General features: G+C 62.3%; 20 protein-coding genes. 5 read left to right on the forward strand and 15 right to left on the reverse strand.

The annotated features are described in order from the left end of the window. Positions 1-137 precede the first annotated feature (137 nt). The 14 genes from VEJ16_04605 to amrB all read right to left on the reverse strand — a co-directional run bounded on the left by VEJ16_04605 (position 138) and on the right by amrB (position 15,546). Complete coding sequence (locus tag VEJ16_04605; GenBank protein ID HYB08928.1) at positions 138-911, reverse strand: fumarylacetoacetate hydrolase family protein; 774 nt, start codon at positions 909-911, stop codon at positions 138-140. Positions 912-918: 7 nt separating this feature from the next. Further along, a complete protein-coding gene (locus VEJ16_04610; protein ID HYB08929.1) occupies positions 919-1,737 on the reverse strand; it encodes an NAD(P)-dependent oxidoreductase in 819 nt (272 codons plus the stop codon). An 11-nt stretch (positions 1,738-1,748) separates the two neighbouring features. Further along, complete coding sequence (locus tag VEJ16_04615) at positions 1,749-2,546, reverse strand: enoyl-CoA hydratase-related protein (GenBank protein ID HYB08930.1); 798 nt, start codon at positions 2,544-2,546, stop codon at positions 1,749-1,751. A gap of 24 nt (positions 2,547-2,570) precedes the next feature. Beyond that, positions 2,571-3,461, reverse strand: a complete 891-nt coding sequence (locus VEJ16_04620) for a haloalkane dehalogenase (GenBank protein HYB08931.1) — start codon at positions 3,459-3,461, stop codon at positions 2,571-2,573. A 10-nt stretch (positions 3,462-3,471) separates the two neighbouring features. Next, a complete protein-coding gene (locus VEJ16_04625) occupies positions 3,472-4,497 on the reverse strand; it encodes an NADP-dependent oxidoreductase (protein ID HYB08932.1) in 1,026 nt (341 codons plus the stop codon). Positions 4,498-4,533: 36 nt separating this feature from the next. Next, positions 4,534-5,136 carry a TetR/AcrR family transcriptional regulator gene (locus VEJ16_04630; protein ID HYB08933.1) on the reverse strand — a complete coding sequence of 201 codons (603 nt, stop codon included), beginning with the start codon at positions 5,134-5,136 and terminating at the stop codon, positions 4,534-4,536. Between the two features lie 277 nt (positions 5,137-5,413). After that, positions 5,414-7,198, reverse strand: coding sequence for an acyl-CoA dehydrogenase family protein (locus tag VEJ16_04635; GenBank protein HYB08934.1), 1,785 nt, complete (start codon positions 7,196-7,198; stop codon positions 5,414-5,416). 39 nt (positions 7,199-7,237) lie between these two features. Further along, the gene (locus tag VEJ16_04640) at positions 7,238-8,668 is read right to left on the reverse strand and encodes an FAD-binding oxidoreductase (GenBank protein ID HYB08935.1); all 1,431 of its coding nucleotides are present in this window, start codon (positions 8,666-8,668) and stop codon (positions 7,238-7,240) included. Between the two features lie 262 nt (positions 8,669-8,930). After that, complete coding sequence (locus VEJ16_04645; protein HYB08936.1) at positions 8,931-9,911, reverse strand: L-threonylcarbamoyladenylate synthase; 981 nt, start codon at positions 9,909-9,911, stop codon at positions 8,931-8,933. Positions 9,912-10,253: 342 nt separating this feature from the next. Beyond that, complete coding sequence (gene cysQ, locus VEJ16_04650) at positions 10,254-11,039, reverse strand: 3'(2'),5'-bisphosphate nucleotidase CysQ (protein HYB08937.1); 786 nt, start codon at positions 11,037-11,039, stop codon at positions 10,254-10,256. A gap of 1 nt (position 11,040) precedes the next feature. Further along, positions 11,041-13,377, reverse strand: a complete 2,337-nt coding sequence (locus tag VEJ16_04655) for a xanthine dehydrogenase family protein molybdopterin-binding subunit (GenBank protein ID HYB08938.1) — start codon at positions 13,375-13,377, stop codon at positions 11,041-11,043. 83 nt (positions 13,378-13,460) lie between these two features. After that, entirely contained in the window at positions 13,461-14,063 is a 603-nt protein-coding gene (locus VEJ16_04660) for a cysteine hydrolase family protein (GenBank protein HYB08939.1), read from the reverse strand. 69 nt (positions 14,064-14,132) lie between these two features. Then, a complete protein-coding gene (gene amrA / locus VEJ16_04665; GenBank protein HYB08940.1) occupies positions 14,133-14,771 on the reverse strand; it encodes an AmmeMemoRadiSam system protein A in 639 nt (212 codons plus the stop codon). Next, positions 14,749-15,546 (reverse strand): AmmeMemoRadiSam system protein B, encoded by a 798-nt coding sequence (amrB, locus tag VEJ16_04670; protein ID HYB08941.1) that lies wholly within the window; start codon positions 15,544-15,546, stop codon positions 14,749-14,751. Before amrB ends, amrA begins: the two co-directional genes overlap by 23 nt. A 187-nt stretch (positions 15,547-15,733) precedes the next feature. Between amrB and amrS the strand changes: the two genes are divergently transcribed. Together amrS and VEJ16_04680 are read left to right on the forward strand one after the other, a co-directional pair. Continuing rightward, positions 15,734-16,843, forward strand: coding sequence for an AmmeMemoRadiSam system radical SAM enzyme (gene amrS / locus VEJ16_04675; GenBank protein ID HYB08942.1), 1,110 nt, complete (start codon positions 15,734-15,736; stop codon positions 16,841-16,843). Between the two features lie 30 nt (positions 16,844-16,873). Then, positions 16,874-17,020, forward strand: coding sequence for a hypothetical protein (locus VEJ16_04680; GenBank protein ID HYB08943.1), 147 nt, complete (start codon positions 16,874-16,876; stop codon positions 17,018-17,020). A gap of 29 nt (positions 17,021-17,049) precedes the next feature. Here VEJ16_04680 and VEJ16_04685 read toward each other — a convergent pair whose 3' ends face one another. Beyond that, positions 17,050-19,095 carry a PAS-domain containing protein gene (locus VEJ16_04685; GenBank protein ID HYB08944.1) on the reverse strand — a complete coding sequence of 682 codons (2,046 nt, stop codon included), beginning with the start codon at positions 19,093-19,095 and terminating at the stop codon, positions 17,050-17,052. A gap of 326 nt (positions 19,096-19,421) precedes the next feature. Between VEJ16_04685 and VEJ16_04690 the strand changes: the two genes are divergently transcribed. The 3 genes from VEJ16_04690 to VEJ16_04700 all read left to right on the forward strand — a co-directional run. Next, the gene (locus VEJ16_04690; protein ID HYB08945.1) at positions 19,422-20,672 is read left to right on the forward strand and encodes a sarcosine oxidase subunit beta family protein; all 1,251 of its coding nucleotides are present in this window, start codon (positions 19,422-19,424) and stop codon (positions 20,670-20,672) included. A gap of 12 nt (positions 20,673-20,684) precedes the next feature. Further along, entirely contained in the window at positions 20,685-20,966 is a 282-nt protein-coding gene (locus VEJ16_04695; GenBank protein HYB08946.1) for a sarcosine oxidase subunit delta, read from the forward strand. Next, on the forward strand, positions 20,963-21,826 hold an 864-nt coding region (locus VEJ16_04700; protein HYB08947.1), incomplete at its 3' end, for a 2Fe-2S iron-sulfur cluster-binding protein. The genes VEJ16_04695 and VEJ16_04700, both read left to right, overlap by 4 nt.

Genomic DNA, 21,826 nt, shown 5'->3' on the forward strand with positions numbered 1-21,826 from the left:
GTTGCCCCTCATGTCCGGTGTTGCAGCGCCCGCGATCCCGTCTCTGCGCCGCGATGCGCGCCTCTTACGGTCGGCATGATCGCAAATCAAGGGAAAAGTCGGTCGAACGCCTGCGGCCGTCGGGCACCAATGGCGCGTCACGTAAAGTTCGCTTCGACGGCGCCCAGGCGCTCGAATTCCGTGCGAATTCGCTCGCCCTTGGCAATGGGAAATTGGCGGGTGAACGAGCCCGTCATGATGAGATCGCCAGCCTTCAGCCGACGCCCGAACGTCGACAGCTTTTCTGCAAGCCAGACGACGGAATTGAGCGGGTTGCCGAGCACGGCATCGCCTTTCCCGCTCGCGACCTCCTTGCCGTTGATGACGATCTGGACGGCGATGGCGGCGAGATCGAGTTCCGGCGAATAGCGCACGGCTGCACCGAGGACCACGGCCTTCTGCTGCGCGTTGTCGGCAAGTGCGAGTGGGAGATCGGCTGTGAAATCGCCGCGTGTTTCGGTGATTTCCAAGGCGGGATAACAAGTCTCGATGGCTTGGCGCACGTCTTCAAGACGCACACGGGAGGCCGTGAGGTCGCGGCCGAGCCGGACGCAAACCTCGTTCTCGAAGCCGGGCTTGATGAGCGTTCCGTGGTTGAAGGCATGGCCGCTCTGTTTGACCCCTTCGCCGAGCAAGCAGCCGAACACAGGCTCGTGCACTCGAAACTGCTCCTGAATCGCCGTCGCAGTCAGTCCGACCTTCCAACCGACCTGCCGCTCGCCCGCGGCGGCGCGCTTTGCGATCAGTCCGAGCTGAATTTTGTATGCTTCATCGATAGAAAGCTTGCCGCTCCATGCAGGTGGGAAATAAACGCCCTTCGCGCGTTCTTGCCAGAAAGCCTCGACGGCGTTCGCGACATTCAACAATGCCATACTGGCCTCAATCGAGAAAAAGGTCGGGCAACAGAGGTTGGCCGGGCTTAACCGAGTACTGATTGAAATCGACGACACCTTCCTCTTTGAGAACGACCTCGTCGATGAAAAAATTGCCGGTGCATTTGCGGCTCTCGCGCACAAGGATGGCGTGTGCCGCGTCGGCCATGATGCGCGGCTTGCGGGCTTTATTCGGGTCGACTCCTGGAATCATCTGCAGTGCCGCCGTCGCGATCACGGTTCGTGGCCAAAGAGCGTTCACTGCGATGCCGTCTTTTCGAAATTCCTCCGCCATGCCGAGCACGCACATGCTCATGCCGTATTTCGCCATTGTATAGGCGACGTGCGGTGCGAACCAGCGTGGGTTGAGGCTGAGGGGCGGGGAAAGCGTGAGGATGTGCGGGTTTGCCGCGGCTTTGAGGTGAGGAATGCAAGCCCGGGAACAGAGGAAGGTACCGCGGGCATTGATCGAGTTCATAAGATCGTAGCGCTTCATCGGTGTGTCGAGAGTCCCCGTCAGGCTTATAGCACTCGCGTTGTTGACGAGGATATCGATGCCGCCGAAGCGCGCGGCCGTCTCACCTACCGCTTCGTGGACGCGGACCTCGTCGCGGATGTCGACCTGTAGGGGGAGGCAGCGCCCGCCCGCATCCTCGATTTCCTTGGCCGCGGTGTGGATCGTGCCGGGAAGCTTTGGATTAGGTTCAGCCGTCTTGGCGGCGATCGCGATGTTGGCGCCATCGACGGCGGCGCGCAGCGCTATCTCAAGCCCGATGCCGCGGCTGCCGCCTGAAATGAAGAGCGTCTTGCCCTTGAGGCTGGCCATGTCATCCTCCCCTATTCGCCCTTGAAGCGCGCCTGCCGCTTTTCAACGAAGGCACGGATGCCTTCCTTGAAATCCTCGGTCGCAGCACAGGCCGCGAAGCTCTCGGCCTCGGCCTGGAGCTGGGCTTCGAGTGTGTTGGCGAGCGAGCGATTGAGCAGGCGCTTGGTCGCACCGTAAGCATTCGTCGGCCCGGCTGCAATCCGCTCGGCAAGTGCCGCTGTCGCGGCATCGAGCTCGGCCGCGGGCACCACTCGATTTATCAGGCCCAGCTCGAGGGCTTTCTTTGCGTCGAACCGGTCGGCGAGAAGCGCAATTTCCATCGCCCGCTTGATACCCACCGTGCGCGGCAGATGATAAGTGCCGGAGCCGTCGGGGCTTGTGCCGATTAGGCTGTAGGCGAGGGTGAAATAGGCGTCCTCAGAGGCAAGGGCGAGATCGCAAGCCATCACCAGGCTCAGGCCGAATCCTGCGGCGGCCCCCCTTACGCTCGCAATCACCGGTGCGCGCATGCGACGGATGGAGGTCACGGTCGGATGGACCCTGCCGACGAAGAGTTCGTAGCGCCGGCGCCGCTCCTCGGGCGGAAGATCGAGGCTCTGATGGAAAAATTTGATATCCCCACCCGCCATGAAATGGTCGCCGGCTCCGCGGATGACGACCGCGCGCACGCTTAGGTCCGCTTCGAGGCGGGTGAACGTATCCTGGAGCGCATCGAGCATCTCGCCGTCGAGCGCGTTGAGGGATTTCGGGCGATTCAAGGTGACGGCGACGATCGGTCCCTGACGGGCCGAGAGCACGGTATCGGGCATTTTTCCCCCTTCCCGGCGCCAGTTCTATGCGCCGCGTAATCCTCGCACGAAGCTTGCTATCGCTTCGCCGATTTCGTGTGGGCTGTCCTCCTGGATGAAATGGTTGCCTCTGACGGTGATTTCCTCCTGGTTTGGAAATCGTCGGCAAAATTCCCGCTGCGGGCCCACGAGGATCGAACCGGGCTCGGCATTGATGAAGAGCTTTGCGATCGGGCTCTCGCTGAGCCATTTGGCGTATTCAGCGACAATCGCCGCGACGTCGGGAGGAACGCCGTCGATCGGGATTTGGCGCGGCCACGTGAGCGTTGGCCGTCTGCTCTCGCCGCCCACCCGGAATGGTGCGCGATAATGCTCCATTTCCTCGGCGGAGAGCGGGCGGAGGATGCTTCCAGGAAGGATGCGCTCGACGAAGATATTCTTTTGCAGCACGAGATCTTCTCCGACGGGCGAGCGCATTGCCTGGAAGATGCTCCGGGCCCTCTCCGGCCACTCCGCCCAGATGAGCGGGCGGACGATCGTTTCCATGTAGACGATCGCCTGAACGCGCTCCGCGTGCCGTTGGGCCCAATGAAAGCCGAGCGCGCCACCCCAATCGTGCCCCACGACAACGATGCGCCGGCCCGGTTCGACCGCCTCGAACCATGCATCGAGATAACGCGCGTGATCGACGAATCGATAATTGCCCGCCGGGGATTTGCCGGAGCGGCCCATGCCGATGAGGTCGGGGGCGAGCGTGCGGCCGAGGTCGCTCACATGGGGAATGACATTGCGCCAGAGATAGGACGATGTCGGATTGCCGTGAAGGAAGACGATGGCGTCGCCGGCCCCCTGGTCGATATATGCGATCTCCCCATCGCCGGCCGCGACGCGCCGGCGCTCGTGGGAATCTGCTGCGGAAATTGCGACGGCATTCACCGAGGCAACCTCAGTCCGCCACTTTAATAAGCGCCTTTCCGAAATTCTCGCCCTTCAACAACCCGATCAGCTTGCGCGGCGCGTTCTCGATGCCCGACGTGATGTCTTCGCGGTATTTGATCTTGCCTTCCTTGACCCACCGAGCCAGCTCTCCAAGGCCTTCCTTGTATCGCTCCGCATAATCGAGGACGAGGAAGCCCTCGACGCGCGCGCGGGCGCGAACAAGGTGCCAGAGAAGGCGCGGTCCGAGTTCGGGTTTCTCGAGATTGTACTGAGATATTTGGCCGCAAATGATGATGCGCGCCCTGAAATTGAGGAGGGGGAAGACATTGTCGGTGACGCTGCCTCCGACATTGTCGAAATACACGTCGACGCCGTCCGGGCATGCGCCACTGAGATCGGCGGCCAGGTTCTTGCTCGCGCGATAATTCACGCACGCGTCGAAACCGAGCTCCGTCTTGCAATAATCCGCCTTCGCCTGGGACCCGACCGTACCGACGGTGCGGCAGCCCTTGAGCTTTGCGATCTGGCCGACGATTCCGCCGACCGCGCCCGAGGCCGCCGAGACGACGACCGTTTCACCCGCCTTGGGCTTGCCGAGGTCGAGGAGTGCGAAATACGCGGTAAGACCCGGCATGCCGAGGACGCCGACGGCGGTCGAAATCGGGGCAAGGGTGGGGTCGATCTTGCGCAGGCCCTTGCCCTCCGAAATCGCATAGGTTTGCCAGCCCAGGATTCCTTCGACGATATCGCCCTCGTGGAACTTGGCATTTTGGGAGGCGATGACGCGGCCGACCACACCGCCGGTCATGACCTCGCCGAGTTCGACGGGCTTTGCGTAGGAAGCTCGGTCGCTCATCCTGCCGCGCATGTAGGGGTCGAGCGATAGGTAAAGCGCTTGCACCAGAACCTCGCCGTCACTGGGTGCAGGGACGGGGGCCTCGACGAGCTTGAAGTCGCTCTCCGAGGGCTCGCCTTTCGGGCGGTTCATCAGCAGGATCTGGCGATTTTTGGCGTTCGGAACCGTCGCGGGCATGATCGCATCCTTCGAGTGACGGTGGGACCCCGAAGCTTAGCGAGAAGCCTGACTGGGGGATAGGCCCGCGACGGCGGCCCGTCGGCAGGCAAGAAGGATGGCATCGGAAAATTCCTCGTCCGATACCATGCGCGAAATCATGAGGCCGCCGACCGCAAGAGCGATCGTTGCCATCGCACGCTCGCGCGGGCTAAGTCGTCCCGTCGCCGGAATTAGGACTTCCAGGGCGCCGAGGGTGCCGATCAGGGCCCTCTCGAAGGCCTCCCGCACTTCATCATCGTGCCGTGCAGTCTCGCTCCCAAGAGCCGGCATCGGGCAGCCGCGCGCCGGCATGTCCCGATGGGTCGGGGAAATGTAACGCCCGACGAGGCGACGATAAGCGTCAGCCGGCGAATGGGCCTCAAGCCCGGCAAGCCATCGCTCACGCACGTCCGCCATGGCCGTCTCGATAACTTCCGCCACGAGAGCGTCCTTGTCTCGGAAATGCGCGTAGAAGCCGCCATGGGTAAGCCCCGCGTCGGCCATGATCTCGGCGATCCCAGCCCCTTCCAAGCCCTCTCTCCCGAGTAACCGACACGCGGCCTCAAGTATCCGTCGGCGGGTTTCGGCCTTTCGCTCGGGGCTTTTTGGCAATAACATCTCCTATATATGATGATTATCATACGATATTCAAAAATAAATGACAATAATCATATTATCGTCAGACACGGCGCGGGAGACGGCGATGGCAGCCGCAAAATGGTGCCTGCGATAGGCCAAGGCACAAAAGAAACGGGCGGAAACCGGAAAACCGATCTCCGCCCTAAAGGTTCACAGAGTGGGCGCCTCTGTGGAAGCGGGCTTATCATGCACCGCAATAAGCCGGTCGCCTGTGACGGCCGTCACAACTTGAGGATTTTTCCGGCCTCTCAAGCCTCTAAAACTGATCCTCCGCGAATGCCATGGTGGTGTCGCCCGCATGCGCGATCGGATGGAGCAAGGCGGGCGCGCGCGCCAACACCGTGTCGGCGTAAAATCGTGCCGAGAGGAGTTTCGCCTTGAGGAATGACGCGTTCTCGTCGCCTTGGCGCAGCCGTTTCGCCGCCTCGATCGCAGCACATGCCATCGACCATCCTCCCGCGACCGTACCGAAGAGCCGCAAGTAATCGACCGCGCCCGCCGCAGCGTGGCGCATGTCCTTGCCGAGCATGCCGACCATCCACGCAGTCGCCCCGTCGAGGGCGTCGAGTCCTTGACGCATAGGAGCGGCAAGTGCCGAGAGATCGGCGCTTTCGGCAGCGTTCAGGTCCTTATCGATTGCCCGCATGCGGGCAAGGAAACGGCGTGCCGACTCGCCGCCATCGCGTCCCAGCTTGCGGCCGATCAGGTCGTTCGCCTGGATGCCGTTGGTCCCCTCGTAGATGGGCGCGATCCTTGCGTCCCGAAAATGCTGGGCAGCACCCGTCTCCTCGATATAGCCCATGCCGCCATGGACCTGGATGCCGAGGGAGGCGACCTCGACGCCAAGGTCGGTCGACCATGCTTTGCAAACCGGGACAAGGAGATCGACAAGGTGCTGGGTTGCCTCGCGCTCGGCCGCTTCCGGATGGCGCTTGGCGATATCGAGGTGGGCGGCCGTAAAATAATTGAGCGCGCGCGCCGCTTCGGTCTGGGAGCGCATGGTGAGCAGCATGCGGCGCACGTCGGGATGATGAATGATCGTGACCGGATGAGGGTCATCGCCCGCGATATCGCGACTTTGCACCCGCTGCTTCGCGTATTCGCGCGCCTGTTGATAGGCGCGCTCGGCGATCGACACGCCTTCGAGGCCGACGCCGAGCCGCGCGTGGTTCATCATCGTGAACATGTAGCCGAGACCGCGGTTTTCCTCGCCCACGAGATATCCTATGGCGCCGCCGCTGTCGCCGTAAGCCATGACGGCGGTTGGGCTTGCCTTGATCCCGAGCTTGTGCTCGAGCGAAACGCAGCGCAGGTCGTTGCGCGTGCTGAGCGAGCCGTCGGGATTGACCAGCATCTTGGGCACGATGAAGAGGGAAATGCCGCGTGTACCCGCGGGCGCATCGGGAAGCCGTGCCAGCACGAGGTGGATAATATTGTCGGTCCAGTCGTGATCGCCATAGGTGATGAAGATCTTCTGGCCGGTGATTCGGTAATGCTCGCCATCGCGCACTGCGCGGGTTTTGATGAGTGCGAGATCCGAGCCAGCTTGCGGCTCGGTCAGGTTCATGGTCCCGGTCCATTCGCCCGAGATCATCTTGGGCAGATAGAGTGCTTTCTGTTGCGCCGATCCGTGGACGGCGATCGCCTCGACGGCGCCGAAGGTGAGAAGCGGGCAGAGGGCAAAGGAAAAGTTCGCGGCGCTCCAAAGCTCGCCAAGTGCGGTGTGGATGAGCGTGGGCAGACCCTGTCCGCCGTGCGCCGGGTCGAATGGCACGCTGTTCCACCCGCCGTCGATAAAAGCGCGGTATGCTTCCTTGAAACCCTTGGGCGTGTAAACAACGCCGTTTTCGAGCCGCGAACCTTCCTTGTCGCCCGTGTGGTTGAGGGGCTCGAGCACGTCGGAGGCGAGCTTGCCCGCCTCGTCAAGCACGGCATCGACAAGGTCGGGGGTCGCTTCCTCGTAGCCGGGCAATTTCGAAACCTTTGCAAGCCCGGCGAGATCGAGGGCGAAGCGCATCTCCTGGGTTGGTGCCGTGTACATCGAAGACCCCCTCGTCGGAAATCGGGTGCCGCGTGCGCGTCAGACGATCTTCCCCGGATTCATGATATTTTGCGGGTCGAGCGCCCTTTTGATGGCGCGCATCGCGTCGAGCTCGATCGTCGCCGTGTAATGCGCAAGCTCCTCGCGCTTGAGGCGGCCTATCCCGTGCTCGGCACTTATGCTTCCCCCCATGCGTGCCACGATGTCGTACACGATCCTGTTGAAAGCCTCCGACCGCCCCTGAAACGCCGCCGGATCGGCGCCCGGCGGACGGCACAGATTGAAGTGCACGTTGCCGTCGCCCACGTGTCCGAATGCAAGCACCCGGACCGCCGGTTCATATTCCTCGCAAGCGGCTTTCGCCGCAGCGATGAACTCCGCGATTCGCGACACGGGCACGGAAACGTCGTGCTTGATTCCGCCGAGATCCGCCTTTTGCGCCTCGGGAATGCCCTCGCGGATGCGCCAGAGCGCCTTCGCCTGTGCAGCACTCGCGGCTATGGTCGCGTCGAGCACGACGCCTTTCTCGAATGCGCGCTCAAAGAGAGTTTCGACCCGGCCCTTGAGATTGGCCGCTGAATCGGGCGTGCTGAATTCGAGCAGAACATAGTGCTCGTAAGGCTTTTGGAGCGGATCGCTCACACCCGGCAGATGCTGCATGTCGAGTTCGAGGCCAAACCGCGGCATCAACTCGAAAGCTGAGAGCTGGTCGCCCGATCCCTCCCGTGCCTGCGCGAGGAACTCGATCGAGGCTTGCAGCGTGGGCACTGCGACGAAGGTTGTCACCACTTCGCGGGGACGGGGGAAAAGCTTGAGCACGGCCGCCGTGACGACGCCGAGGGTCCCTTCGCCGCCGATGAAAAGCTGCTTCAGATCGTAGCCGGTATTGTCCTTGCGAAGGGCGGTAAGCCCGTTCCAGATGCGCCCGTCCGGAAGTACTGCTTCGAGCCCGAGCACGAGTTCCCGTGCGTTGCCGTAGCGCAGGACCGCAACCCCACCCGCATTGGTCGAGATATTGCCGCCGATCGTGCAGCTTCCTTCGGCACCCAGGCTGAGAGGAAAAAGACGATCGGCCGCCTCGGCCGCTTTCTGTAGATTTGCGAGGATGCAGCCAGCCTCGGCAGTCATCGTGTAATTGAGCGGATCGATCTCGCGTATGCGGTTGAGGCGCGCGAGGGAGAGGACTATTTCGCCACCGCGCTCATGGGGCGTGGCGCCGCCGACCATGCCCGTATTCCCGCCTTGGGGTACGACGGGAATGCGGCGGCGATGGCAGACGCGCAGCACCCCTGCAACTTCGTCGCACGATGCGGGCCGCACCACGAGGGGGCTCTGTCCATGATAGATGCGTCGCTCATCGACCAGATAGGGCGCCATTTCGGCGGCATCGTCGATCCAGCCCTTTGGGCCGACCGCCGCCTTTATTTCGTCCAATGCGTCCGTTGGGACAAGCTTGCCCACCGCCGTCACGCGATCCTCCTCGCCGAAGCGATTATCCGAAGCGAGGCAGATAGCCTAGTGTGGTGAATTTGAAGTTCCTAGGATTTTGATGGCGGCCACGATTAGGAGCTTCAAATCCGAAGACCACGGTCGAATCGATATATTGCTCGCGTGGCTTTGAAATCGAAATTCGCTCACGGTCCCGCACACAGTTTCGGCGAATTTCGGATTTCCCACACGAGCGGCTGCACTTCGTCGATGGAGCGGTCGTCTCCAGATTCGTCGCGAAAATTCAACGTCTCGGGGCCGCAGCACGGCGAAGGCGGTCGTTGATCGCCCGGCCCAGACCTTGTTCGGGAATTGGCATCACAGCGATAGCCCGAAAGCGTGGCGTGTCCAATTCTCGCAGCATTGCGAAGAGGTTCGCTGCAGCCTCCCTGACGTCGCCGGCGGGCGAGAGGTTGAGCGTCGCTGCGAAAGCCTCCGCCGGAGGCTTGCCAAAGGCAAGAAGCGCTTCCCCCGGCTGCGGATTGCCGACAATGTCGAGGCGCAAGGGCAGGTGCGGCGCATAATGGCTCTCGAGCTGGCCCGGCGATCGGGGCCGCGCGCCTGGCGCATCAGGCAACGCGAGCGGTCCGAGTACGGCTTCGAGCGCTTCGAGTTCGACGCCGCCGGGACGCAGCAGTGTGGCCGGCGACGTGGTCAAGTCGACGACGGTCGATTCAATGCCCACAGGGCAGGAACCGCCATCGATCACAAGGTCAACCCGGCCGCCGAGCGATTGGACGACGTGGGCGGCCGTCGTCGGGCTGACAGCGCCGGAACGATTGGCGCTCGGTGCGGCGATCGGGCCGTCGAACATGGCAAGCAGGCGTTGAGCAATCGGGTGCGCCGGTACCCGCACCGCGAGGCTGTCGAGGCCAGCGCTGCACAGGAGGGACACCTGGGTCCCGTTCGCTCGCGGTAGAACAAGGGTCAGGGGACCGGGCCAGAAGCGTGCTGCCGCAAGTTTGGCGCGCGCATCGAACCTGACAGCTGTCGCCGCAGCGCTCGTATCGCGCCAATGGACGATGAGCGGATTGAAGCGCGGCCTGTCCTTGGCCTCGAAAATCGCCGCAACCGCCCCGTCGCTTCGGGCGTCGGCGCCGAGGCCGTAGACAGTCTCAGTGGGGAAGGCGACAAGCCGGCCCCGGCGCAGCCGGCGAGCGGCTTCGGCGAGGTTCGCGTCGGTCGGGGGTAGAAGCTCAGGCAAGAATTCTTTGCATTCGGCCATTGCCGTGCGGCCTCGCGAATGTCGGCGTCCGCACGCAACCTAGTGGGAGGGCGCATTTGGCGTCAACCGACTACGGGCGTGTGTGAGCTGGCCGCTTCAAGCGAAAGAGCCGTCCTAAAGGACGGCTCTTTCCGATTCCTGCGGCTATTGGCCACCCGCGGTTGTGACCTCACCACAATCGCCGCAAAGGGTATGCGGCGGTTCCATCGCGACCGGCGCAAGCCGACCGTTCGATTAGGCTGATCGCTTTTCTAAAAGCTCCAGCACACTGAAACTGTGCGCCTGCGCGATATGAAAATCAAGGACACGCGCGGACTTTCCGCACGCGAAACGACAAGGGCGTCATCGCCCACGCGCGACGAATCCCGGATTGAGGAAATCCGGCTTGCCGTAGCGCAGAGGAATGCCATCGAGCGTATCGACGCTACCGCCGGCCGCAAGCACGAGCGCATTGCCCGCGGCCGTGTCCCACTCCATCGTCGGCCCCAAGCGCGGATAAAGGTCCGCTTCTCCCGCCGCGATCAAACAGAATTTCAGGGCACTTCCCGCGACTTTGCGTTCCTTCACTTTCCGCCCTTGCATAGCTAGCCATTCTTCGAGGAATGCGTCGAGTTTGGCGTGATCGGCATGGAAGCGGCTCGTGAGGATGACGAGACCGTCGCCGGCCGGCGCACGCGCACCGATCGGCGTCGCGTCACCACCTTTTTTGCGCCGCGTCGCAGTGCCCGGACCGGCCGCAGCGAAGCTCTCGCCGGAGACGGGGACATGCACAACGCCGAGCACCGGCATGCCCCCCTCGATGAGTGCGATGTTGACCGTGAAATCGCCGATGCGATTGATGAACTCCTTGGTGCCGTCGAGCGGGTCGACCAGCCAGAAGCGGTCGGCGAGCGCGGGGCACCTGCCGTCTGCCGCCGCCTCCTCCGCGACGATCGGCACTCCCGGCGAAAGTGCTGCAAGTCCTTCGGCGATGATTGCCTCCGCTTCACGATCGGCCGCCGTTACGGGGCTAGCGTCGGATTTGCGCTCGATGGCGAATGCGGTGCGATAAATCTCGTTGATGCGCGCACCCGCAGCTTCGGCGAGGCGTATGACGTCTTCGAGAAGAACCTTGACCGAGCCGGCCAAGTCAGGCTGCCCTTGATCGATGCGCGCCGTGGATAAGCGCCCAGAGACGCTCGGCCGTTGCGGGCATATCGACATGACGCACGCCGAATTCAGCGAGTGCGTCGACGACGGCGTTGATCACCGCAGGCGGAGCCCCGATCGCACCCGCTTCGCCGGCACCCTTGACCCCGAGGGGATTGGCCGTCGTCGGAATATTTTTGGTAAGAAAATCGATCATCGGGATGTTGTCGGCTCTCGGCATATTGTAATCCATGAACGAACCTGCGAGGAGCTGACCCGATGCCTCGTCGTAAACGGTATGCTCGAGTAGCGCCTGGCCGATGCCTTGTGCGACGCCGCCGTGAATCTGGCCTTCGAGCATCAGGGGATTCAAGATGACGCCGAAATCGTCCACGATGGTGTAGCGCACGACTTCAGTAGCGCCGGTCGCTTCGTCGATCTCGACCTCGCATATGTGGCAGCCATTGGGGTAAGTGGGCGCCGCGGGCAAAAATTGAACCTTGTCCTCGAGGCCTGGCGGCATGCCCGGGGGTCGCTTGGCGGGGTCGAACGCGGCCTTGAGGACGTCGTCGAAGGAAATGTGCCGATCCGTTCCGGCGATCGAGAAGACTCCTTCGCTGAACGCGAGGTCGAGCGAGTTCGCTTCCAGTAAGTGCGCTGCGATGTCCTTGGCTTTCGCCAGCACTTTGTCCGCGGCTAAGACTACAGCCGAACCCTGCACGGCCAACGCGCGCGAGCCGCCTGTGCCGTTGCCGTACTCGACCGCATCGGTGTCGCCTTGGATCACCTTGACACGCGCGATATCGATGCCAAATCGATCGGCGGCGAGCTGCGAAAATGCGGTCTCGTGGCCCTGGCCATTCGAAATTGAGCCCACGTAGAGGCTCACGTCACCATTCGGCTCGAACCGAACGAGAGCGCGGTCGTCAAACCCGGCGCCGCATCGCTCGATATAATATGCGAGTCCGATCCCGCGAAGCTTGCCGGATTTGCGGGAGGCCGTCTTGCGTGAGGGGCATCCATCCCAATCGGCCTGTTTCAACGCCTCCGCCAAAGCACGCGCGAAATCGCCGGTGTCGTAGATGTTTCCGGTCGCGGTGATGTAAGGCATAGCGGTCGGCTTTACGAAATTGCGCCGCCGAATCTCGTAGGGCGATACGCCAAGTTCGCGCGCTGCGTAGTCGACAATGCGCTCGATAAGATATGCGGCTTCCGGCCGGCCGGCCCCTCGATAGGCGTCGGTCGGTGTCGTGTTGGTGAAGACGCCCTTTACCTCGACGAACACGCTCTTAAAGTCGTAGACGCCTGGGACCATGTTGGCGCCCGCGACGGTCGGGATGTACGGGCCGAAATAGGAGAGGTAGGCGCCCAAATTCGCGATGGTCGAAACGCGTAATGCGAGGAACCGGCCGCTCTCGTCAACTGCAATTTCGGCGAGCGTCACGTTGTCCCGCCCATGGCTGTCGGCCAAAAACGCCTCGCTCCGCTCGCTCGTCCAGCGTACGGCGCGCTTTAGGCGCTTCGCCGCCCACAGGACGAGGGCCTGCTCGGGGTAGGGAAAGAACTTCATACCGAATCCCCCACCCACGTCCGGCGTCACGACGCGAAGTTTTTCCTTGGGTATGCCGAGCATGGACGAAAAGACCGCTTGCAGCGCGTGGGTCCCTTGGCTCGAGGTGTAGAGGGTCGATTTGCCGGTGGCCGGATCGTAATCGCCGATCGCACTTCGTGTCTCCATCGAGTTAGGCACGATGCGATTGTTGATGAATTCCAGCCGGATGATGCGCTTGGCCATTGCAAACGCTTCATCCGTTTTCACCTTGTCGCCCAACGTCCAGTCGAAGCACACATTGTCGGGCGCATTCTCCCAAACGCGCGGCGTCTGCGGGGCGAGGGCTCCTTTGGTCGACGAAATCGAAGGGAGGTCTTCGTACTCGACCTCGAATAATTCGGCCGCATCGCGCGCTTGCTGAAGAGTTTCCGCGACGATGAAGGCGACCGGATCGCCCACAAAGCGCGCCCGCTCCCCCTGAAGAAGCTGGCGAACCGGCGTTACGAGGGGAGAGCCGTCCTTACTCCGAAGGGCGACGGCGCAGGGCAGGGTGCCGAGATTCTCAGCGATCACCTCTTTAGCCGTCAGGACGGCAAGGACTCCCTCCGCTTCGCGCGCCGACCGTGGATCGAGTCTCGCGATACGGGCATGGGCGTGGGGCGAGCGCACCACATACCCGAATGCCTGCCGGGGCAATGCAATATCGTCGGTATAACGGCCAAGGCCGGTCAGGAGCCGCCGATCCTCGATCCGGCGAACGGACTGTCCCACGCCAAACATTCCCATCGGAATTTCCTCTCGCCATCGGCTCGGAGGGGGCTCGCCACCTCACACGAAGAACAGGCACAACGCTCTGTGGGAGTGTGCCGTCAGCCGGCCCAAGCCTTGACGTCGTCGACGACCACGGCAAAGCGGTCGGCAAGAGCCGCAAGCTCCATGCGGTGAAGCGAATCGGCATCGACGACACCACCGTGGCCGTCTGGCAGGTCGCGTGTTGCCGCCGCATTCGCCACGACCGTGCAGCGATAGCCAAAGTCGAGTGCCGCACGCACCGTGGAGCTGACACACATATGGGTCATGAATCCGACGACGATAAGCTCTTTCTTGCCGAGCGCCTTGAGACGGGCATCGAGATCGGTTCCCGCAAAGGAGTTCGGCTTGTTTTTGACGATGATCGCCTCACCCTTGCGCGGTTGCACCGGCTCCGCAATATCGACAAACGATGTCGTCGGATCGAAGGCGCCCCCGCCGGCCGCGGCGTGATGCACGATGTGGATTATCGGCGCGCCGCCGACGCGCGCGAGGGAGAGTATGCGCCCTGCTTCCTCGAGTGCCGGCTTGACGCCGGGGAGGGCGAGCTTCCCGTCCACGTATTCGCGTTGGCAATCGATCAGGACGAGGGCCGAATCGTCAATCCGGCTCGGCTGTGTCGAGGCGCCGGCCATCTGAAGCAAAGTCTTCGGTTCGTGCATGACAACCTTCACTGGTTTTTTTCAGGACGCACTTTGCTGACAAGTGGGGAGGTTGTAAAGGTTTGCCGTTCAGTCGGGTGCGAATTGAGACTCTGCGATCGAGTGACTCGTGAACCGCTCGAATGTCAAGGCGGGCGACCAATACTCTTCCGCCAGACCCGCTTTCGCCTTTAGGTGGGCGAGGAACGCTTGTGGATCGTCGAGCTGTGTCCAAACTTGCGGCAGGAAGAGTGCATGGTGCTTCGAATCGCGAAGGATCAGTCCATCAATACCCGGACGCAGTTGGGCGATAAGCTCGGCCTCGGTCCCTGCTTGGATCGGAGAGGGTGCGGTCAAAATTGAAATCGCAATTTCGAGGGCGGGAAGTTCGGCGACGACCACGGGGGGAAATCGTCGGTCCTCAAGGGCAGCCGCTGCGGCATTCTCGGCGACGTCGGTAACGAGCGGGCGCCACGCGTTCATCGTGCCCACACAGCCGCGCAGCTCCCCATTCTTCTTCAATGTCGCGAAAGCGGCGCGATTGACTTGTATTTCATCGGCGTAATGGGCGGGATCCAAAGCGAGCGAGCTGCCCGCCCGCAGACGCCAGGCGATGCTCGCGCGGGCCAGGGAAAGAAGCGCTCTGCCGTGTCGGGCGAGCAACGCCACGTCGTCCGAAGTGGCGTGTCGCACTTCGCCGGTCGGATCAGTCGAATAAATAAGCGCCATATCCCACGACCTCGCGACGCGGCCCGGCGGTATCGCCCGAGTTGCGAAGATCGACCATGCGCGCCTTGAGCCCGCGTCGCCGCGCCGTTTGCAGGAGGCCGGCTATCGGAATCCGGCCGCAGGCTTGGTCCCAGCCGATCGCGTCTGCATCGAGAGCTTCAATCGCCGTCGAGGTCGCGCGGTCCGTCTTGCGCGCGGTTTCGTAGTCGAGATAGTGGCTTAGATCGGAGCTGACGACGATCAGTGTCTCCGGCCCGTCCCACAGAGCTTCGATGACTTCGTCGACGGCTTCGCTTCTCGCTTCGCCGACCACGAGCGGAACGATCCTCACGCCACCAAGTACGGCGATCAAGAACGGCAAGTGCACCTCGATGCTGTGTTCGAGTCGGTGGGGCTCGTCGGCGATGCTGACTTGCGGGAACGACAAAAGGCGCTCGATGGCATCGCGATCGAGCTCGAGCGGCCCGATTGGCGTCGCGAAGGCGGAAACGCTTGGTGCCGCGAGTCCCAATACCGGAACGCGATGGGCGGGCCCCAGGAGTATGACGCGGCGTACCACGCCCTTGAGCGGAGAAAGGCGTACATAAGCCGAGGCCGCAATCGACCCCGAATAGACGTAGCCCGCATGGGGTGCGATGATCGCCTTGGGTGGGCTTGCGTCGGTTGCAACCTTCGCCGCGGCCTCGGCTAGCAAGCACTTCACCATGTGCGCCAGAATCGTCGGATCGTCGGGATAGAAGAGACCGGCGACTGCCGCCGGGCGGACATCCCCCATGCTGCCCCTCCTCGCAGGCGGCACGTTGTCCCCGCCGTTGCGCCATCGTGCCGCTCGACCCATATGATGCACTGGGCTGTTCGGCAGTGATATAGTGATGCCGCGACCGACCGGCCAGGGGCTTGGGCCGTGCGCGGAAATAAATTCCGCTGATTTATCCGGAGTGCCGTGACACCCGGTTGACAAAATGGGTCATCACTCAACGAATACTGACGCGCTTGACGGCATTGCGGGCGGATATTGGCACCTGCTCGAGGACGGGCGAATCCAGTGCGATCTTTGTCCACGCGCCTGCAAGCTGCACGAGGGACAGCGAGGCCTGTGCTTCGTTCGCGCCAGGACGGGCGATCGGATGGTGCTGACGAGCTACGGTCGTTCGTCGGGCTATTGCATCGACCCAATCGAGAAGAAGCCGCTCAATCATTTCCTGCCTGGGACGCCAGTGCTCTCCTTCGGTACGGCCGGATGCAATCTCGCGTGCCGTTTTTGCCAGAATTGGGACATCTCCAAATCGAGGGAGATGGATACCCTCGCCGATGCCGCATCCCCCCAGGCGATTGCACGCGCCGCCGAGGATCTTGGTTGCCGCTCGGTCGCATTTACCTACAACGACCCCGTCATTTTCCACGAGTACGCGATCGATGTGGCGCAGGCCTGCCATGCGCGCAATATCAAGGCGGTGGCGGTGACCGCGGGTTATGTCTGCGCCGAGCCGCGCGCCGAATTCTATCGCCACATGGATGCAGCGAATGTCGACTTGAAGGCGTTCAGCGAGGAATTCTACAAGCGTGTGTGCTCCGGCGGGCTCGCTGAGGTACTCGACACGCTTGTCTATCTCAAGCACGAAACCAATGTGTGGTTCGAGATCACGAACCTAATGATTCCCGGCGAGAACGATTCGCCGGCTGAGACGGAAGCCATGTGCCGCTGGATCGTCGACAAGCTGGGCTGCGACGTCCCGCTACATTTCACGGCCTTCCATCCGGATTGGAAGATGCTCGACAAATCTCCCACGCCCGCGGCCACGCTCCGGCGCGCGCGCAAGATCGCCCAAGACTTTGGGATCCGCTATGCCTACACGGGCAACGTCCACGACTCCGCCGGGCAAAGCACTTGGTGCCACGCCTGTGGCGAGTTGCTGATCGAACGCGATTGGTATGTGCTTGGCCACTGGAACGTGACGCCGGACGGCCGCTGCGCGAATTGCGGCGAGGTGTGTGCCGGCCTGTTCGAATCGGCGCCCGGCACTTGGGGGGCGAAACGCCGGCCCGTCCATCTCGCAGCGTATCACGCGTAACGTGCCCGTAATGTGTTTGAAATGTCAATAATGTGCAGGAGCGGTTCGCTCAACACGCCGGAAGCGATGCTGCGTTATCCAATCTCGGTGCGGATCAGCGACATTCGCTTCGACGATCCAGCATCCATCGTCCCCGTCGAAGCCCATGTAAATTCGGAACAGCCGCGCCTGACCTAATATATTATATGTAACGTCTATCCCATTATTTATGGGGTTACATTTCCGCGCGCACCGACCCAGCGTTCGATCATCGCGAGGAGATCGTTGCGGCGGATCGGCTTGGTGAGAAAATCGTCCATGCCCGCCGCGAGGCAACGTTCCCGGTCGCCCTGCATGGCGTAGGCCGTGAGGGCGACGATCGGGACCGTCCCCTTCGGCCCGGATAGCTTGCGGATGACGCTCGACGCTTCGCAACCGTCCATTTCGGGCATTTGGACATCCATGAGAACGAGATCGTAGGGGAGTGAGCTGACCGCTTCGATCGCCTCGGCGCCGTTGGCCACGGCGTCGATGTGAAAATCGCTACGCTTGAGCATCTCGATCACAACGAGCTGATTGATCCGGTTGTCCTCCGCGAGGAGGATGCGAGCGCGCGAGCCCTCAGCGCGCCTCTCCGGCTGGCGGACCTTCGGCGGCGAGACCGGTGGCGGGGGTGCGAGCGACACACCGGGCTCGAGCGGTAGGACGAACCAAAAGATGCAGCCGGAACCCTCCGGGCTCTCGAGACCGATCGCGCCTCCCATCAGGTCCACGAGGCGCTTCGAGATCGCAAGGCCGAGCCCGGTGCCGCCTTGCCGATTTTGGAAGTTCGATTCGAGCTGGCAGAATTCCTGGAACAACTCCCTGCGGCGCTCGGCCGGAATTCCGCAGCCGGTATCCGCGCATTGAAAGCGCAAGATGATCTTATCGCCTTGCCGCGGCAGCTCATCGACGATGATGGTCACCGATCCTTCGCTCGTAAATTTCACGGCGTTGCCGGCCAGATTCAGGAGGATCTGGCGAATCCGTCCGGCATCGCCCTTGAGCGATTTGGCGATCCGATCGCCGATTCGGACCTCAAGGGCGAGCGATTTATCCCGAGCGCGCGGCTTCAACAGCGCGACAACGCTTTCGACCAGTTCGACAAGATCGAAATCGGTGATTTCGAGCGCGGTCTTGCCGGCTTCGAGCTTCGAGAAATCGAGGATATCGTTCACGATCGCAAGGAGCGCTTGGCCGGATTCTTGAGCGATCTCAACATAGCGGCGCTGCTCGGGCGTGACCGCTTCGTCGCGGAGAATACCCAGAATTCCGAGGAGACCGTTCATCGGCGTGCGAATCTCGTGGCTCATCGCGGCAAGAAAGCGCGACTTCGCCGAATTTGCCGCCTCGGCGCGCTCCTTCATCGCCCGCAACTGCGCCTCGCTCTCGCCAAGTGCCGCCTCGCGCTGCTTGAGTTCGGTGATATCGGTGCGAATGCCGACCGTGCCACCTTCGCGCGTATGGCGTTCGGCGATGCGCAGCCAGCGTCCACTGCCGAGCTTTTGTTCGATCGCACCTTGCGGATTGCGGTGGGAGGCAAGCCGCTCGGCCACGAACTCCTCGACCCGACCGACCGCGTCGGCATACTGGCCGCGCCGAGCACCCTCGCGGATGATGTGTTCGAACGTGGCTCCCTCGACAAAAAGTTCGGCACTCTCGGCGTAGAACTCCCGGTACTTGGAATTGCACAGGACGAGCCGATCCTCAGCATCGTAAAGCGCGAAGCCTTCCGAGATCGCCTCGATCGAATCGACCAGGCGGCCGCGCGCCTCGATAAGGGCTTCTTCGCGCCGCTTGAGTTCAGAAATGTCCGTGCGGATCGAGACGATGCCGCCATCCGCCATCCGACGCTCATGGACGCGAATCCAGCGACCGTCGACAAGACGGAGTTCGAGCGGACCGCTCGGGTGGAAGTGTCCGGCAATTCGATTCTGAATGTAGGTTTCGTCGTCCGGCTCAATTCCGGCGATCTGACCTTGCCTGACATTCTCGCGTAAAAGCGTTTCAAACGTAACGCCAGGTTGCATGAGATTCGCAACCATCGGGAAAATCTGTCGGTAACGAGTATTGCAGGCGATAAGCCGGCCATCCGCGCCGTAAATCGCGAATCCATCGGGGATTGCATCGATCGCTTGGCGGAATCGAACGCCAATCGACGGCTCCGGAGCGGCGTTTGAACTCCGAGGATTCGCCGCGAGCGAGGCGTTACGGCCGCGTGCTCTATCTTGCATCCCGTCCCCTAGTGTGGCGAATCCGAAATTCGCTCACGGCCCCGCACCCAGACATGGCGAATTTCGGATTCGCCACACAAGGGAATCGATGCACAGCGAATGACCCGCCATGCTGGCCAGCCGAATCGATCACACGTAATGCGCGTTCTAATATACGACACTGCTAATAATAACCATAGGGCGGCGTCAAGTTCTTTCGCGCATTCGCCAATTAAGTGAACAACATGCCGCAGGAACGGCACGGAGTTCGTTGTTGTCCCAAACATTTCCCGATGTAACAATGCAGTGCCAGCGCACAAAAAGGAGCGCAGGACCGGGGGTCAAGGGTGCGGCGATATTCGATCTTCAGCCTGGCGCGCAATGCGCTGGTCGGTCATACGGAATGGGAGCGCGCCTGGCGCAGCCCTGAGCCAAAAGCGGCCTATGACGTGGTCATCGTCGGGGCCGGCGGCCACGGCTTGGCGACAGCATACTATCTTGCCAAGGAGCACGGCATCCGGAACGTCGCGGTGCTCGAAAAGGGTTGGCTCGGCGGCGGCAATACCGGGCGCAACACGACCGTTGTACGCTCGAACTACCTCAACGACGATTCGGCGGCGATCTATGAAAAGTCGCTGCAGCTCTACGAGGGTTTGAGTCAGGAGCTCAACTTCAACGTCATGCTGAGCCAGCGGGGGCTTGCAATGCTCGCGCATAGCCCGCATGAGTTCCGCGCCCAGCAGCGACTTGTCAATGCCATGCGCCTCAACGGGATCGAGGGCGAATTGCTCAGCGCAGAGCAGCTCAAGGCATACTGCCCCATCCTCAATATCTCCCCCAACTCGCGCTATCCGGTGTACGGCGCCTCCCTCCAGCGCCGCGGCGGTACGGCGCGGCACGATGCCGTGGCATGGGGATTCGCACGCGCAGCCGACTCACGCGGCGTCGATATCATCCAGAATTGCGAGGTCACCGGCCTCAGACTCGTGGGAGGGCGGATCGAGGGGCTCGAGACGGGAAAGGGCTACATCGCCGCCAAGAAGGTCGGGGTCGTCGTTGCCGGGCACGCGAGTGTCGTCGCAGCGATGGCCGGCCTGCGCCTCCCTATTCAAAGCCATCCGCTTCAAGCACTCGTTTCCGAGCCGATCAAGCCCGTGCTCCATACGGTCGTCATGTCGGGTGCGGTCCACGTCTATGTGAGTCAATCCGACAAGGGCGAGCTTGTGCTTGGTGCTGGCATCGACGGATACAACTCCTACGCCCAGCGCGGCAGCTTCCACATCATCGAGGCGCAGCTTGCCGCCCTCAAGGAGCTTTTCCCGATCGTGAGCAGGCTGCGGATGATGCGCCAGTGGGGTGGAATCGTCGATATATGCCCGGATGCAAGCCCGATCATCGGCAAGTCGCCGATCGAGGGTTTATTCTTCAACTGCGGCTGGGGGACGGGCGGATTCAAAGCGATTCCCGGCTCGGGCTTCGCCTTCGCGCACACTATTGCGCGCGACGAGCCCCATCCGCTCGCAGCCCCGTTCTCGTTGAAGCGCTTCGAAATCGGACGGCTGCTCGACGAGCACGGCTCGGCCGGCGTCGCACATTGAGGAATTTACGGCATGCACCTTATCCAATGTCCCTGGTGCGGTCCGCGTGAAGAGACCGAGTTCGCATGTGGCGGGGAAAGCCACATCGCCCGCCCCGCGAGGCCGGAGGCGACAAGCGATGCGGAATGGGCCGATTACCTCTACATGCGCGCAAATCCGAAAGGACTGCACCGCGAACGCTGGGTGCATCGCTTCGGATGCCGACGCTGGTTCAACTTGGTGCGCGACACGGTGAGCCACGAGATCGTCGCGGTCTACAAAATGGACGACCCACCCCCCGAGGTAACGAAATGAGCCCGCAGGGTCAGCGTCTTGCCCAAGGAGGACGGATCGACCGATCGAAGCCGATCAAGTTTCGCTTTGACGGCCGCGCGCTCCAAGGCTATGTCGGCGACACGCTTGCCTCGGCCCTCCTGGCGAACGGGATTACTCTCGTCGGCCGAAGCTTCAAATATCATCGACCGCGGGGCATATTCTCGGCCGGCTCGGAGGAGCCGAACGCTCTCATCCAGCTCGGTGTCGGCGGACGAAGCGAGCCCAACGTCCGAGCCACGCAGATCGAGCTTTATGACGGTCTCATAGCCGAAAGCCAAAATCGTTGGCCGAGCCTCGAGATCGATTTCGGCGGCATCAACAACCTGCTCTCGCCACTCTTCCCGGCGGGCTTCTATTACAAGACCTTTATGTGGCCTCGCTCGCTCTGGATGACTTACGAAAGTGGCATTCGGAGAATGGCTGGGATGGGCAAGGCGCCGACGGAAGGCGACCCCGACCGGTATGAGCGGGTAAACGCCCATTGCGACGTGCTCGTCGTCGGTGGTGGTCCGGCGGGGCTCATGGCCGCCCTGGCCGCAGCACGGGGTGGTGCGCGCGTCATCCTTGCGGACGAGCAAAACGAGTTCGGCGGATCGCTCCTCGGCACCCGCGAAACGATCGACGGCGTCCCGGCACTCGAATGGGTGGGTGCGACCGTCCGTGAGCTTGTGTCGATGCCCGACGTGCGGCTTCTCCCGCGTGCGACCGTATTCGGCTATTACGACCATAACTTCCTCGGGATTGCCGAGCGGGTCGGCGATCACGCAGCGTTGAAAGGCGGCGCGCTCCGCCAGCGTTTTTGGCGCGTACGCGCGAAGCGCGTGGTGCTGGCGACGGGT

It is taken from the genome of Alphaproteobacteria bacterium (assembly GCA_035625915.1).
Taxonomy (GTDB): domain Bacteria; phylum Pseudomonadota; class Alphaproteobacteria; order JACZXZ01; family JACZXZ01; genus DATDHA01.